Source organism: Desulfovibrio sp. ZJ369 (genome assembly GCF_011039085.1).
GTDB lineage: Bacteria > Desulfobacterota > Desulfovibrionia > Desulfovibrionales > Desulfovibrionaceae > Desulfovibrio.
The window spans coordinates 59,902-74,561 of the sequence record NZ_JAAKEI010000009.1 but is presented as its reverse complement, the minus strand read 5'-3'; the positions used below and the strand labels follow the sequence as shown (position 1 = coordinate 74,561).

Below are 14,660 nucleotides of genomic sequence, written 5' to 3'. Positions count from 1 at the left end.
AAATTTTACCATATCATTCTCTTCTTTCCAGATCAAATACCAGAATCCTTTTCCACTGGCAACCGGATGACAATGTGGAAAAATGCATATTTTGACATAGTTGGGCATAGTATTGATAATTTTGCTTTACAAGAGCGGACGCTTCTTTCCCTGAAAGCGGACAGAAAATGGTTACTCGCGTGCGGCAGGTGGCCGGATATGTATGACATGGCGGCATCTCAAAGTTCCCGCAATTCCTTCTCATTTTCCGATTTTCTTTTTGGCCGTTCCAGAGTAAGCTGACGCCCTCTTCTCCTTCTTGCAGGAGTCCCCCCATGACCTTCCGCGACGTTCTCGCCAGATACCGCGCCGTTTCCTTTTCCGAGCGGGACAAGGGCGACCGTTTTGAGCGCCTGATGCAGGCATTTTTGCAGACAGTCCCGTGGTATGCGGGCACATTCCGGCATGTCTGGCTCTGGCGGGAATTTCCGTACAAAGAAAACCTTGGCGGCAGGGATACGGGCATTGATCTTGTTGCCCAGACGGTGGAGGGCGATTTTTGGGCCATTCAGTGCAAGTGCTATGATGAACAGGCCCGCATTGACAAGCCCGCTGTGGACAGTTTTCTGGCCACGTCCAGCAGGCGGTTTGTCAACGATGAGCGCCGGCCGACCTCTTTTGCGCTCAGGCTCTGGATCTCCACCACAAACAAATGGGGCGGCGAGGCGGAAAACGCCATCCGCCACCAGGAACCGCCGGTACAGCGCATCAGTCTTGCCGATCTGGAGAGCGCGCCCGTGGATTGGGCCGCGCTGGAGCGAGGCATCCACGGTTTGCGGGCCCGGCAGGGCAAAAAGCAGCCGCGCCCGCATCAGCAGGCAGCCATTGCCGCTTTTCACGCGCATTTTCAGACCGGGGATCGCGGCCGGCTGATCATGGCCTGCGGCACGGGCAAGACCTTCACTTCCCTGAAAATTGCGGAGAACGAAACCGGCGGCGCGGGCCTGGTGCTGTTTCTGGCCCCGTCCATTGCGCTGGTGGGGCAGACGCTTCGGGAATGGACAGCGGAAAGTTCCGCCCCGATCTTTCCCATCTGCATCTGTTCTGATCCGGAAGTCAGCAAGAGCAGGAAAAAGAACGACGACGACACGGACGGCTCCAGCGTCACGGATCTGGCCTTTCCCGCATCCACGCGGGTGACGGACATTGTCCGGCAGTTCAGGCTGGCCGCAAAGTTCCACAAGGATGGTCTGGTCGTGGTGTTCTCCACCTATCAGTCCATTGAGGTTGTCGCCCAGGCCCAAAAGGAATTTCAGCGGGACTTTGACCTGATTATCTGCGACGAGGCGCACCGCACAACCGGCGTCACCCTGAAGGATGAAGATGAATCCGCCTTTGTGAAAGTGCATGACAACAGCTTTATCCGGGCCAAAAAACGCCTGTACATGACGGCAACGCCGCGTCTCTATGCCGAGGAAAGCAAAAAAAGGGCGCAGGATGCCGACGCGTATCTGTGTTCAATGGATGATGCAGCCATGTACGGGCCGGAGGTCTTCCGCATCGGCTTCGGTGAAGCGGTCGATAAAAATCTGCTGGCGGATTACAAGGTGCTGGTGCTGACGCTCAGTGAAAGCCAGATTCCCGCCGCCCTGCAAGCCGCCGTGGCGGACGGCGGCAAGGAAATTGACACCGACGACGCCAGCAAGCTTGTGGGATGCATCAACGCGCTCTCAAAGCGTATGCTCATTGATGAGGGCCTGCTGAAAGCGTCGGATCCCTCCCCCATGCGCAAGGCGGTCGCCTTTTGCCAGAGCATCAAAATTTCCAAAAAAATCAGCGCGGTCTTCAATGGCTTCAAGGAAAGCTATTACGAGAGCCTGACGCGGGAGGAACGGGCGGAAATGGTCCGCGTTGCCGCGGATCATGTGGACGGAACCATGCCCGCCACAACCCGCGACGAAAAACTGGCCTGGCTCAATGCCGCGCCTGCCGACGGCAATGAATGTCGCATCCTGACCAATGTGCGCTGTCTTTCCGAAGGCGTGGACGTGCCTTCGCTGGACGCGGTGCTCTTCCTTTCGGCCCGCAATTCCCAGATTGACGTGGTGCAGTCCGTGGGGCGCGTCATGCGGACGGCGCCGGGCAAGAAGTTCGGCTACATCATTATTCCGGTGCTGATTCCTTCCCAGGTGACGCCGGAAGAAGCCCTGAACGACAACAGACGCTTTGCCGTGGTCTGGACAGTGCTGAACGCCCTGCGCGCCCATGATGATCGCTTCAGCGCCACAGTCAACAAGATTGAGCTCAATCACCACAAGCCTGCGGAAGGTGGTTCCGTTCTGGTGGGCGGCATTGCCGATGGCTCCGGTGACGACACTGGCGAGAGAAGCGCGCGGGGAGACGGCAAAGCAAGGCCGGTGCAGCTTCCCCTGCCGCAAATACAGGAGCTGCAAAATACCATTTATGCCCGCATGGTGCAGAAAGTGGGCAACAGGCGTTATTGGGAGCAGTGGGCGGCGGACGTGGCCAAAATCGCTCAGGGCTATATGGAGCGCATCAATCGCCTGATTGCGGCGCCCGGCCCGCACAAGACAGCCTTTGAGGATTTTCTTGGAGGCTTGCGCAAAAACATCAATCCTTCCGTCACATCCGGCGAAGTGGTGGAAATGCTGGCCCAGCACATGATCACCAGACCGGTCTTTGAAGCCCTGTTTGAGGATTATTCCTTTGTGCGCAACAATCCCGTTTCACAGGCCCTGCAAGGCATGATCGATCTGCTGGAAGCGCAGGCCCTGGAAAAGGATACCGTTGTCCTCTCGCGTTTTTATGAATCCGTGAAAATGCGTGTTTCCGGCATCGACAATGCCGAGGGCCGGCAGCGCATCATTGTTGAGCTGTATGACAAATTCTTCCGCACCGCTTTTCCCCTGACCGTGGAAAAGCTGGGCATCGTCTATACGCCCGTTGAGATTGTTGATTTTATCAACCGTTCCGTGGCCGACGTGCTTCAGGCGGCCTTCGGACGCACGCTCTCAGATGAGAATGTTCACATTCTCGATCCCTTCACTGGCACGGGAACCTTCATTGCCCGCCTGATCCAGAGCGGCCTTGTCGCGCCGGAGGCCCTGCCCCGCAAATACGCGGCGGAGCTGCACGCCAATGAAATTGTGTTGCTGGCCTACTATATCGCGTCGATCAACATTGAAAACGCCTGGCATGCCGCGCGGGGAGAAGCCACAGCCTACACGCCCTTCAACGGCATCTGTCTGACGGATACCTTCCAGCTTGGCGAAGCCGACGACCAGCAGGCTTTGTACGCTCCGTCCCTGCCGCAAAATTCCGAACGTGTGCAGGCCCAGCGGAATACGCCCATTCAGGTCATCATCGGCAACCCGCCCTATTCCGTTGGGCAGAAATCCGCCAACGACGACGCGCGGAATCAGTCCTACCCGAAGCTGGAACGGCGGATTGAAACGACCTATGCCGCGCGGTCAAGTGCCAATAACAAAAATTCGCTGTATGATTCTTATATCAAGGCGTTTCGCTGGGCATCGGACAGGCTGGACAAACAGCACGGCGGCATCATTGCCTTTGTTTCCAATGGGTATTGGCTGGACGGCAATGCAATGGACGGCTTCCGTAAAACGCTGGAAGCGGAGTTCAGCGCCATCTATGTCTTCAATTTGCGCGGAAACTGCCGCACGTCGGGAGAATTGCGGCGTAAGGAATCCGGCAATGTCTTTGGCCTTGGCAGCCGCACGCCCATTGCCATCACTGTGCTGGTCAAAAAGCCCGGACACCAGGGCAAGGCCGTCATTCAGTATCACGACATCGGCGATTACCTGAGCCGGGAAGAAAAGCTTGCCATCATTGCCAAAAAGCGCAGCATCCTCAATCCCGCCATGAACTGGACGCATCTTTGCCCCAATACGCATGGCGACTGGCTCAATCAGCGCAATGATGTGTTCAGTACCTTTATTCCGCTGGGAGACAAGGAGAACAAGGACAATAAACAGACCTTTTTTGTACCGTATTATTCCAATGGACTGAAAACGCAACGTGATGCATGGTGCTACAACTTTTCAAAGATAAAGCTACAGAAGAATATTCAGGAGACCATTGATTATTATAATGAGATGGTGGAATCCGGCGAAGAAAAACCCCGTCTTGATGCTACAAGGATAAGTTGGTCTGCAAATATGCAAATATCTTTTTCCAAAAAACAGAAAATAAACTTTGTGGAAAAAGATTGCCGTATTGGCTTATATCGTCCATTTAATAGGGAACATGTCTATTTTAATCGGGAACTGAATGAAAGAGTTTACCAAGTGCCCAAACTCTTTCCCACGCCGGAAACAAAAAATCTTGTTATTTGTATTCCTGCAAACAAAAATGAACTGCCGTTAGTTCTCAAAAGTATTCCTGATTTGCATATAAATGGTGATTCTCAATGTTTCCCCCTCTATTATTACGAAAAGAAAAAGAGTTTCCATCCTACACTCTTTGATGCAGGAAACGAGGAATACACGCGCAAAGACGGTATTACAAGCTTTATACTGGATCGCTGCCGGGCAAGCTACGGCCCCAAGGTAACAAAGGAAGACATTTTCTATTATGTCTATGGCTTGCTGCATTCGCCGGACTACCGCCGCACCTTTGCGGCGGACTTGAAAAAGATGCTGCCGCGCTTGCCGCTGCTGGAAAAGCCTGCGGATTTCTGGGCATTCAGCAAGGCGGGGCGCGCCCTGGCCGATTTGCACCTGAACTATGAAACCCAACCTCCCTGCCCGACCGTGCAGGTACAAGGCGCGGAAAACGGCAATTTCCGCGTGGAAAAAATGCGCTTCCCCCGCAAGGGAGACAAATCGACGATTGAATACAACCCGTGGATCACCATCTCCCATATCCCGCCGGAAGCCTACGACTATGTGATCAATGGACGTTCCGCCATTGAATGGATCATGGAACGCTACCAGATCAAAACCGACAAGGCCAGCGGCATCACCAACGATCCCAACGACTGGACCGAAGAACAGGGCAACCCAAGGTATATTCTGGACTTGCTCCTGAGCGTGATCACGGTCAGCCTGGAGACGGTGAAAATTATAAAGAAGTTGCCTGGTTGTGCCTGGTGAGCATATATTGAGAGGTAATTATGACTGGTTTTAGCGTCTCAATTGCAACTGCTATTAAAAGGTTTGGGAATAAATTGAACATATCATGCCAATATCGGCTAAGCTAGCCTGTGTCGCTAAATTAGGGAATTTATTACCACTTGGAATAGAGCTGAATTCAAATATTGGAAACAAAGAATTTGCATCTAAAATGAGGGCGTATCAAGAATCAAGATATCAGAGTGTTATAAAATTCCTTGAAGAATATAAAGATAAAAAAGATTGGACAGAAGAAGATATCAACAAACGTACGGACAAACTAGCAGAAATCCTTTATAATAGAAGGAGTTAATAAATTTGTATTTAATGTATAAGTCTACTGTTAGATCGAGCCACCAATTATAACAAACTCAACAAGTAGGCAAAAAAACTAGGCAAGTCGGGAAATTTCACCGATTTGCCCCTATTCCTCAAGTGTGTTAGCATAGCGACAGAGAGAACATACGTGAACTGTCAGAATTGATAAGACATTATACGCCAAAAGAGGAAATGTTGCTCCCGTGAAGATAGACCTTGGCACGATAAGAAGCGACTCTGCCGGATTTAAAGCAATTGCGGATATTGCAGTCAAAGCAAAAGAAATCCGGCAGGAATCCATAACGCTGGACTTTTCCTCATGCCAGTTTTTTGAAGCGAATATGTCAGCGCCGCTGTATGCGGTTATCTCACGGCTTCGTGACGCTAATAATGACGTTACCATAGAAAATGTACCGGGAGCCATCAGCAACATTCTTCGGAAAAACAGATTCTTGACGCACTTTAATAGAGCTGAGCAGACAGACAGCTACCAAACAACATTGCCATTCAGAATATTTAAGGATACAGAAGAACTGTTTCATGAATATATTACAAACTATATGCAGGGAAAAGGTATTCCTGATATGTCGTTAGCACTGGCAAAACGCTTTCGACAAAGTCTGTTAGAACTTTTTCTGAATGCAGTCCTCCATTCAGAGTCAAAATCCGGGATATTTGTCTGCGGACAATACTACCCGAATAAACAGCGTTTGGATTTTACCATTGCGGATGCTGGAATTGGTATTCCTGAAAATGTACGAAGATATACACGGACTCAAATTTCTGCCTGTGATGCCATTCAATGGGCCCTGCAGGAAGGTAATACTACCAAAACGGGAAATCAACCCGGCGGCCTTGGTCTAAAGCTTATTAAAGACTTTATCAATATAAACAAAGGAATAATTCATATTGTCTCGCAATCCGGCTATTATACTTTCTCTGCAATAGAAGAATCTATTCAGGATATGCAGCTCGATTTTTCCGGAACTTGTATAAACATTGAAATCAATACAGCAGACACAAGCAGTTATTGCTTGCAATCTGAATTGACAAATGAAGACATTTTTTGATGAGACAGGGAGCTAATCATGACGACGCAGGAAACAATTCAGGTAGCAGAAATTATAAACAGCCCTCTTGGTATATCAGCGGAGGACGGTCAAAAAGTCTTTAACAGAATAAGACAAGGCATATCTGAGGGGAAACTCATTACAATTTCCTTCGACAGAATAAATATGCTTATATCTCTCTTTCTCAATGTGGCGATTGGGCAACTCTATGGCTGCCTAAAGGAAGAAATGATCCGGAAGCAGCTGAAAGTAGAAGGACTTTCCCCTGATGATAGGGAATTACTCAAACGCGTTATCGAAAATGCAAAAAACTACTATGCCAATAAAAAGTCCTATGATGATGCGTGGCAAGAGGAATATACTCATGAAAAATAAAGCATATGACTTGTCTTCATATGTCTTCAGATCTGGCGAAAAGATTCTTCTAGATACGAATATCTGGCTTTATCTTTTCCCAGCTCCTGCGGGTTATCCAAAGAAGTTTGTCTCTCATTATTCTACAGCTTTTGCAAGACTCATTAAAGCAAAAGCGCAACCAGTACTTTCTCCAATAGTACTAAGTGAATATTTAAATCGATATATAAGAATAGAATGGCAGGGCTGTTATCAAACAAAATATCGTGACTTCAAAAACTTCAGAAAATCAACAGACTTCACGCAAGTTGCCGCGTCCATGAAAGTGTTTGCACAAAAAATTTTACAGTCTTGCCAGGTTCACGACCTTGCAGCAAATGCCCTGAATTTACAACAATCTCTCAATGAGTTTGTAATGGGAAATATTGACTTTAACGACGCTGTTTTGGTTGATATTTGTAAACAGTTAAATTTTAAATTGATGACAAATGACAGTGATTTTCAGTATGGCGGTATTGAAATCTTAACAACAAATCCAACACTACTGAACGCTTGCCCATAATAAACATGATATTTGACATATAATCAACATAAATAACAGCATTTTAATGAATATAAATAAAAATATCACTGTACAAATATTTTTCTAAGCATCATCCTCATCAACAAAAATCATTGCTGTAATTACAAAAAGATAGGTACCAGCAACGAAGCTTAATCCCCTGATCAGGATAGCAAACGGCATATTCAAAAGAGCGACAGGTAGTAGAGATTGCCAGAAGCGATACAGAAGTCAGTCCAGAGCTTAAGACTCCAAAGACAAGAAAGTAAACCAAGGTTACAACAACCAGTCAGCATATCAATTTTACGCAAAGCATTGCACCAGCCATCGTAAATCCAAAAGCCATTATCCCTTTCTTCCACCACCCCGTTTCCCCCTCGGCAAACTCCGTTGCGGCCACGCCTCCACAAAACATCCCCGCCGCGAGACACAGCCCGCTGATGAGCCAGCCGGATGGCATGTGCAGAACCGCCGCCAAGGGAATATCCCGCCCCGTCTCGATACGAAAGCCCGCCCAGAGCATCAGGCTGCCGTAGGCCAGCAGGCAAATCAGGGCAAGCAGTCCCATCGGCGCCAGTCTGGCGTATTGAATCTTGGAAGCAAGGTTTTGTGCCTCCTGCACCACGCTGTCGGTGAGCCGGGCTTGCGCGGCGGCAGTCTCCTTTTCGGCGGCAGCGGCCATGCCGTCCATGATGGTTTTGGAGGCAGCGGCGATTTTCTCCGGCAACGCCTCATAGTAGACGCGCTGATATTCCATCGCGGCCAGCAGCGGCCAGAGCGCGTCGTCCTCCCTGAGATTCAAGCTGTTGCCGACCTCACGCAGACGGGCCGTTTCCGTTTCGGACAATTTCCTGCCGCACGCCTTGCCGAGATCGATCACGCTATCCATGCTCATGACGCTTCTCCCATGACGGAATCAAACATTTTCGCGCACAATGTCCGCCAACGCTGCAATTCCGCCCGTGTGCCGAAGGGCATTTCAGGATGGGCGGCGCGGATGGACATACGTCTGGAATACAGCCAGTCGGCCACGCGACCGGCCACCGTCGGAAAGTCCAGCGTCATGCCGTTCTTTTCCACCACTTCCCGCGCTTTGGAGCTGTTATACATATCAAAACGCCGCGCTTCACCGAAATACAGGTTCCGGCAGACGTGGATGGGCACGTCCGTAAACACTTCCTGAAAGGAATGCAAAAGCTCTATGGAATCACGGTGCCGGTTGATTATCCAGAAAACAACCAGTTCCCGCCGCATTTCCCGCAGGGCTTCCTTCATGATGTCGCCATAACTGGCCGTGCTGGTTTTGGTGCGGGCTGCGGCATTGATGACCACGGCATGATCCGGATAGTTCTGCACAGTGTCCAGCAGCTCCGCCCAGCCGTCGGCATCGTCCAGACTGTTCAGACGGCAGAGCAGGTTCGGCAGGGCAAGCTCCTTGTGCGCCTTGAATACGTCCGGGTTGTCGGTATCGGTATCCACAAGCAGGATGTTCGCGTCCCTGTTGAGCAGATAATCCACGAGGGCGAAGGAAAAGAGACTCTTGCCGACGCCGCCCTTGCTGCCGCCAACATAGAACACGCTTGTTTGAATGTTCATGATCAAAGCTCCGTATCGGGTATGTCCGGCGTATAGTAGGCCGGGCTTTCTTCCTGTGCGTGGGACGTGACGGGAGGAGCCGCGACGGGTTTCGCGGTTTCAGGCCGGGGCCTGGGCTCGCGTTTTCGCGGAGCCGCCTTCGCGGGAAGCACCTTTGCCCGGATGACGGGCGCGGGAATGACCACGTTGCCCTGGGCCATGATGTCCGCCAGTTCCTTCACCGTGTATCCCTTTTCAAGAGCTTTCAGGATATGGGCGTTGAGCAGGTCTGCGGCTTCCTCCCGCGTCTTGCCGAGATTCTTGTCCGGCAAGTCGTCCAGGATTTTCCGCATGGCATTGATGTCTTTCACCGGAATACGTTTGAACTTTCCCATGCGTTTCCCCCTATCTCATCCGTCTGCGCGGTCGGCTCTGGCGTTCCCGCTCTATGCGCCGTTTTTCAAGGTCGCCAACAAGGTCTGCAAGCTGCTGTACACTTCGCTGACATCGGTGAACAATCTCTTCAACGTGCGAAGTTCCGTCTGAAGCAGCATCTGTTTGTCCTCCAGTACGTCGATCCTCGTGCTGAAGGCCGTCAGCCGGGCATTGCAGTTCTCCTCCATCCGTTTCAGGCTCTGTATCAGCATCCGTTCTGTTTCGGTCATGAATGGTATCCTCCTGGAGTTGGGGCAAAAGGAGGGCTTCCTCGCGGGGGAGCTGATTCCATTTTGCCGGATAGCGTTTGATGTTGCAGGCGGCGCGTTTTTCAATGACGCGCTCAAAAGCCGGTTGCAGACGGGCGACCATGCGCCGCGCCGTTTCCTGCTTCTTTTCTTCGGATTTTTCCTTCGGGGCGGCTTTGGGCGTCCAGCCTCTGGCGTAAAAACCTCCCCTGAAGCGCATCTTCATGCCGCTGTCCGGGGCGATGACGCTGATGTAGTCCCTGCCTTCGCGGTTGATGCGCAGTCCCTGTTCCTTCAGAGCGTTCAGAACATCTTCCCGGTTCCGGACAAGTCCCCGCGTTACTTTCTCCTTGAGAAAGGTATGAATGACTTCCTTTGCCCTGTCGCGGTCGCTTTCCCGGATTTCCTTGCCCCATCGCGCCATTCGCGCCTTGAACAGGTCGGCCTTTTTCGGAAGCTCGTCCCGCGCCCGTGCCGGATCATCTGGCCGCGCCCAGCCTTCGCGCCAGTTGAACAGGTCGCGGAAGACAGCAAAGTCTTTTTGCCAGCCGGGAGGGCAGGCGTTGAAATCCTTGCCGCTGGAAAGCTCCAGTCGCGGAATCAGAAAATGCAGCTCGTGATGCCCGGCATGGGTATGCCGCACCCAGAGGATATTGCGCTGATCCGCTTCCAGTCCGGCGAAGGCCACGCGCTCAAAGGCGTCCATGACTTCCTCTTCCTGTGCCTCGCTGATCTTCTCATCAGGATGCCACGACAGAACGCCGGAGGTGAATTTCCATCGCCGCTCTATGCTGTCGACAAGCGCGCGGGTCATGGCGGGATCGCCGCGCAGCACCTGAGGCGGGGCTGTGTCTCTCCCCGGATAGTCCGGGCACACAAGATAGCGGCTGGGCTTGTCGCCTTCTCCTGTGCCGTGCGGAAAAACTTTCATCAGCATGGCCCGGCCTCCGGTTCATTTTCCGCTGAAGCGCATGATGCGAACTCGGCGATGCGCCGTTCGATGCCTGCCAGCGCCGTCAATACCTCCACGGCTTCCGTTGCCCGCTTATAGGTGTTGGCCCATCTCGCGAGCTGGTTGATGTTCGCGCCGATGCGGGCCAGTTCCCGCAACCGCCGTTTCTCTTCCGGCGTTTTTCGCAGGCGGATGCCAAGGCAGGTCTGGCGGATGTACTCCGACATGCTCATGCCATGCACTCCCGCGTTGAAGCGGAGGATGTCGCGCTCCTCCGGGAACACGCGCACGATGACAGCGGCGTTGCGCACGGGCTTGACGCGCCTCATTGCCTTTCCTGCCTTTTTGCCTTTTGGGGTTCGAAGGGGCTTTGCCCCTCGCCAGCCGTGAGGCTATACGCGCAGCGTATAGACGAAACGTAAGCTGGCCCTCGGAGACAATGACGGACAAATGAACAGGCATCCGCGCAAAAACAAAGACGCATGGTGCGGGCATCAGGAATGCGGCGAGTGCGTATCGGGCGTGAAGCGCAGTCGTATCCGGTGTGTCGCTGGCGGGTATAGCGACGGCTCCAGATAAACATCCGGCTCGTAAGAAGGCGGTATGCGGCGAAAGACTGAACGCCATGCACAAGCCGCTCAATCAGTATCCGGCTCACAACATGGTCAGCATGATGCACATGACGGCGCGGGCATTTGAACGTCGGGCGGGAGGCAACGCCGTATGTATCGGGAAGATTCTGAGGAGAGTAAGCCGGGACGGGCTTGCAGGTATCGCGCCCGCCGCGTGCCGGTATGGGGGAGAGCCGTGGGAGGCGGGAAACGCTTTTTCGTGTCGTTGTCTTTATGCTTCTGGCTTGCGAGTTTCCTTTGACCGAGCCCCCGCCGGAGGCTTCCTCGTCCGTCGCCCGCAAGCATCCATAGCCGGAAAGCAAGGGCGTTTGGTCAAGGCCCGCGAAGCGGCCCGACCGGGCACGGCCTTGACCGGATGCACGCTTCCGGCACTCCTGCGGGAGTGACGGACGGAGAGCCGGGGGAAAAACGGGATTCATTTTTCCTCCGGATCGACAGTGAGCTTTTCCAGAAGCGCGGCAATATCCGCCGCTCTCCACGCCGTTGTGCGCGGACCGAGTTTGACGGGTTTCGGATACCGACCGCTCTTGCAGCCCGCCCACCATGCGCTACGGCTGACGGGGATGAGCGCAAGTACCTGCGGCAGACGAAGCAGAGCGTTACTGGGTATATTTTGCATGGACTTTCTCCTGTCTGGTTAGGTTCGGCACAGCATATCATAGGTTTTTCCGTCCCTTCTGATTTGAGGTTCCCGCATACAGCGGGATAAATCCAATATTGTCCTGTGAGATGCCGCTTGTGTTTAAAAAAATTCAAAATACCACTTGACATGTTTTTGTGTTTGAAGATGTGTTGATGTAACTTATTGAAATTATATAATTATAAACACGCATGGAGGTAATGTTTTCACTGGATTGTATTGGACATATTCGCCCCTTGTTGCTTGTAACAGACATTATGACACTTCATTGTCCTGCTGTGCCTCTTCGCGCAAGCCGTCCAAAAAGTCAGCCCATGCCTGCATCATGCGATGCCGCTGGGGAAGATATTGGGCATGGTTGTAGGCGATACGGGAGGTATCCTTTTCCTTGTGAGCCAGTTGCCGTTCTATCCAGTCCGGATCAAAGCCCTGTTCATTGAGCAGGGTCGAGGCCATAGACCGGAAGCCATGAATACACATTTCCTCCTTGCCGTATCCCAGGGCGCGCAATGCCTGTAACGGAGTGGAATAGTGAATAGGCTTCCTCACGCTGTTTCTTGAGGGGAAAAGATAGGTTCCGCCCCCGGTAACGGCGTGAAGCTCCTTGAGAATGGCAATCGCCTGTGATGACAACGGGACGATGTGCGGTTTTCGCATTTTCATACGCTCGCCAGGTATGTGCCATTCCCGTGCTTCAAAATTGAACTCGCGCCATTCGGCGCGGGCAAGTTCGACGGAACGGACAAAGAGCAGAGGGAAAAGACGCAACGCGCACTTAACCTGGAAATGGCCGGGATAGTTGTCCAACCTGTTCAGAAGCACGCCGATTTTTTCATTGGAAACGATGGTGGCCCTGTGCCTGCCCTGATGCGGACGTATGGCTCCGCGAAGGTCGACGGCAATGTTGCGCGTCACTCTGCCTGTGGCCACGGCGTAGCGGAAAACCATGCCGCAATACTGGATGATTCTGTGGGCGACAAGCTCCTGTCCCTGTTTTTCAAGGGGCTTGAGTATCAGCAGCAGGTCTTGCGCCGTGACCTCGGAAATGGGCTTCCGTTTCAACGCGGGGAAAAGATAGTGTCTGAATGTGTATAGTTTTCTTTCCCTGTCTTTTTCGGAATTGTGGACGGTCTGCGTTTCATGCCATTCAAGGACAACATGCTCGAAAGTATTGGCTTCCGCGAGAAGGGCGGCGTTCTTCATCTCTTTCTTGTGCCTGCCCGGATCAATACCGTCGGCAAGCAGCTTTTTGGCCTCATTCCGTTTTGTCCGGGCATCCTTCAAAGAGACAATCGGATATTCCCCGAAACTGAGCAGCTTTTCCTTGTCATTGAAGCGGTACGCCATGCGCCAGAGCTTTGAGCCGGTCCTGGCGACATAGAGGTACAGACCGCCGCCGTCCGCGTATTTTTTCGCTTTTTCAGCGGGCTTCAGATTCCTGATTTGCGTGTCGGTCAGCATGACGTACCTCCCTGACGGGATGTCTCCCGCAACGCCTTGTCTCGCAGGAGAAAAAGATACCCGGCCCATTCCCGCATCATGGTTTTTCTTTCCGGCAGATACTGCCACGGATCAAAACGTGTGCGGCCGGAGCGCGCCAACTGTATGTCGATGATGTTCTGTTCGTACCCAAGATCGGGCAACAGTTTGGCAACAAGAGAGCGGATTCCGTCAAAGGACAGCTTTATGCCGTCATATCCGCGTCTGCGCAGGGAAACGGTGATGGTAGATATGTCGATGGGACGTTCAGGTATGCGAACGCCGGGGAACAGCAAGGTTCCATGACCGGAGTATGCCTTCAATTCCCTGAGAATGTTGACTACCTGCGGCGCGAGAGGCACAACATGCTCATGTTTCGCCGCCATGCGTTGCGCGGGGATGATCCAGAGCCTGCGGGAGAAATCAAATTCGCTCCATGCCGCGCAGCGTAATTCGCCGGAACGGACAAACAGCAAGGGAACCAGCCGCAGAGCGCATTTGACGGGGAAATAGCCGTCATGCCGCTCAAGGTTGAGCATAATCTGGCCGAGTTTCCCGGCGTCGAGCGCGGCGGCTCTGTGTCCTGTTTGTCTGGAACGCAGCGACATGGGCAGTTCTTCCGTGGCGTCCCGCGCGGCCTTGCCTGTGGCGACGGCATAGCGGCATATCTGGCCGCAGACATCCGTCAGTCTGCGGCCTCCGCGCAATTTCCCGGATTGCCGCAACGGTTCAATGGCGCTCATAATGTCTTCGGCGGCAATGTCTGTCATGACCTTTCCGCCGAAGGCCGGAAAGAAATATTCCGTCATCCCCCGCATCATGAAGGCGCGATAGCGGCTTCTACAGTGAAGGGTTTCCCGCTCGTACCATTCCATAGCCACGCTTTGAAAGGTGGCTGTGTCGGTCGATGCCCGCGCGGCCTTCCTGTGTTCCGCCGGGTCAATGCCGTCCTTGAGCACCTCCTTGGCTTCATCCCGGCGTTGCCGTGCGGCGCGGAGCGACACCTGGGGATATTCACCGAAGGAAAGGAGCTTGGCCTTTCGGTCAAAACGGTACGCCAGTCGCCAGAGCTTTTTGCCGCTGGCCGGAATGAACAGGAACAGCCCGCCGCCGTCCGCGTACTTTTTCGGCTTGTCGGCGGCTTTCAAGCCTTGAATAAAGCGATCATCCAGCATGGTTTTCTCCGTGTCAGGGATACCCGTAAGTCCCCATGAATCCTATGGTATCCGATACCCACAAATAAAAATATTTGTAGTATTCTCA

13 protein-coding genes are annotated in these 14,660 nt (G+C 52.7%); 5 read left to right on the top strand and 8 right to left on the bottom strand.

The genetic code is table 11. The annotated features are described in order from the left end of the window. Positions 1-314: 314 nt before the first annotated feature. The 5 genes from G7Y51_RS04910 (at position 315) to G7Y51_RS04890 (ending at position 7,436) form a co-directional block, all read left to right on the top strand. Positions 315-5,114, top strand: a complete 4,800-nt coding sequence (locus G7Y51_RS04910; RefSeq protein WP_165175259.1) for a type ISP restriction/modification enzyme — start codon at positions 315-317, stop codon at positions 5,112-5,114. An 85-nt stretch (positions 5,115-5,199) separates the two neighbouring features. Next, a complete protein-coding gene (locus G7Y51_RS04905) occupies positions 5,200-5,445 on the top strand; it encodes an HNH endonuclease family protein (RefSeq protein ID WP_165175258.1) in 246 nt (81 codons plus the stop codon). Positions 5,446-5,653: 208 nt separating this feature from the next. Continuing rightward, positions 5,654-6,520 carry an ATP-binding protein gene (locus tag G7Y51_RS04900; RefSeq protein WP_165175257.1) on the top strand — a complete coding sequence of 289 codons (867 nt, stop codon included), beginning with the start codon at positions 5,654-5,656 and terminating at the stop codon, positions 6,518-6,520. A gap of 18 nt (positions 6,521-6,538) precedes the next feature. Continuing rightward, entirely contained in the window at positions 6,539-6,895 is a 357-nt protein-coding gene (locus G7Y51_RS04895) for an STAS-like domain-containing protein (RefSeq protein WP_165175256.1), read from the top strand. Next, positions 6,885-7,436 carry a type II toxin-antitoxin system VapC family toxin gene (locus G7Y51_RS04890; protein WP_165175255.1) on the top strand — a complete coding sequence of 184 codons (552 nt, stop codon included), beginning with the start codon at positions 6,885-6,887 and terminating at the stop codon, positions 7,434-7,436. Before G7Y51_RS04895 ends, G7Y51_RS04890 begins: the two co-directional genes overlap by 11 nt. A gap of 289 nt (positions 7,437-7,725) precedes the next feature. On the opposite strand, the gene G7Y51_RS04885 is transcribed toward G7Y51_RS04890, so the two are convergent. The 8 genes from G7Y51_RS04885 to G7Y51_RS04850 all read right to left on the bottom strand — a co-directional run bounded on the left by G7Y51_RS04885 (position 7,726) and on the right by G7Y51_RS04850 (position 14,572). Beyond that, a complete protein-coding gene (locus G7Y51_RS04885) occupies positions 7,726-8,331 on the bottom strand; it encodes a hypothetical protein (RefSeq protein ID WP_165175254.1) in 606 nt (201 codons plus the stop codon). Beyond that, positions 8,328-9,032 (bottom strand): protein mobD, encoded by a 705-nt coding sequence (locus G7Y51_RS04880; RefSeq protein ID WP_165175253.1) that lies wholly within the window; start codon positions 9,030-9,032, stop codon positions 8,328-8,330. The genes G7Y51_RS04885 and G7Y51_RS04880 overlap by 4 nt, the downstream gene beginning before the upstream one ends. Before the next feature lie 2 nt (positions 9,033-9,034). Beyond that, on the bottom strand, positions 9,035-9,406 hold the full coding sequence (locus G7Y51_RS04875) for a hypothetical protein (RefSeq protein WP_165175252.1): 372 nt from the start codon (positions 9,404-9,406) through the stop codon (positions 9,035-9,037). 10 nt (positions 9,407-9,416) lie between these two features. After that, positions 9,417-10,631 carry a relaxase/mobilization nuclease domain-containing protein gene (locus G7Y51_RS04870; RefSeq protein ID WP_165175251.1) on the bottom strand — a complete coding sequence of 405 codons (1,215 nt, stop codon included), beginning with the start codon at positions 10,629-10,631 and terminating at the stop codon, positions 9,417-9,419. After that, complete coding sequence (mobC, locus tag G7Y51_RS04865; RefSeq protein ID WP_165175250.1) at positions 10,625-10,975, bottom strand: plasmid mobilization relaxosome protein MobC; 351 nt, start codon at positions 10,973-10,975, stop codon at positions 10,625-10,627. The genes G7Y51_RS04870 and mobC overlap by 7 nt, the downstream gene beginning before the upstream one ends. A gap of 718 nt (positions 10,976-11,693) precedes the next feature. Next, entirely contained in the window at positions 11,694-11,897 is a 204-nt protein-coding gene (locus G7Y51_RS04860) for an AlpA family phage regulatory protein (RefSeq protein ID WP_165068064.1), read from the bottom strand. Between the two features lie 276 nt (positions 11,898-12,173). Beyond that, positions 12,174-13,379, bottom strand: a complete 1,206-nt coding sequence (locus G7Y51_RS04855) for an integrase arm-type DNA-binding domain-containing protein (RefSeq protein WP_241159617.1) — start codon at positions 13,377-13,379, stop codon at positions 12,174-12,176. After that, entirely contained in the window at positions 13,373-14,572 is a 1,200-nt protein-coding gene (locus tag G7Y51_RS04850) for an integrase arm-type DNA-binding domain-containing protein (RefSeq protein WP_165068074.1), read from the bottom strand. Before G7Y51_RS04850 ends, G7Y51_RS04855 begins: the two co-directional genes overlap by 7 nt. Positions 14,573-14,660: the final 88 nt, after the last annotated feature.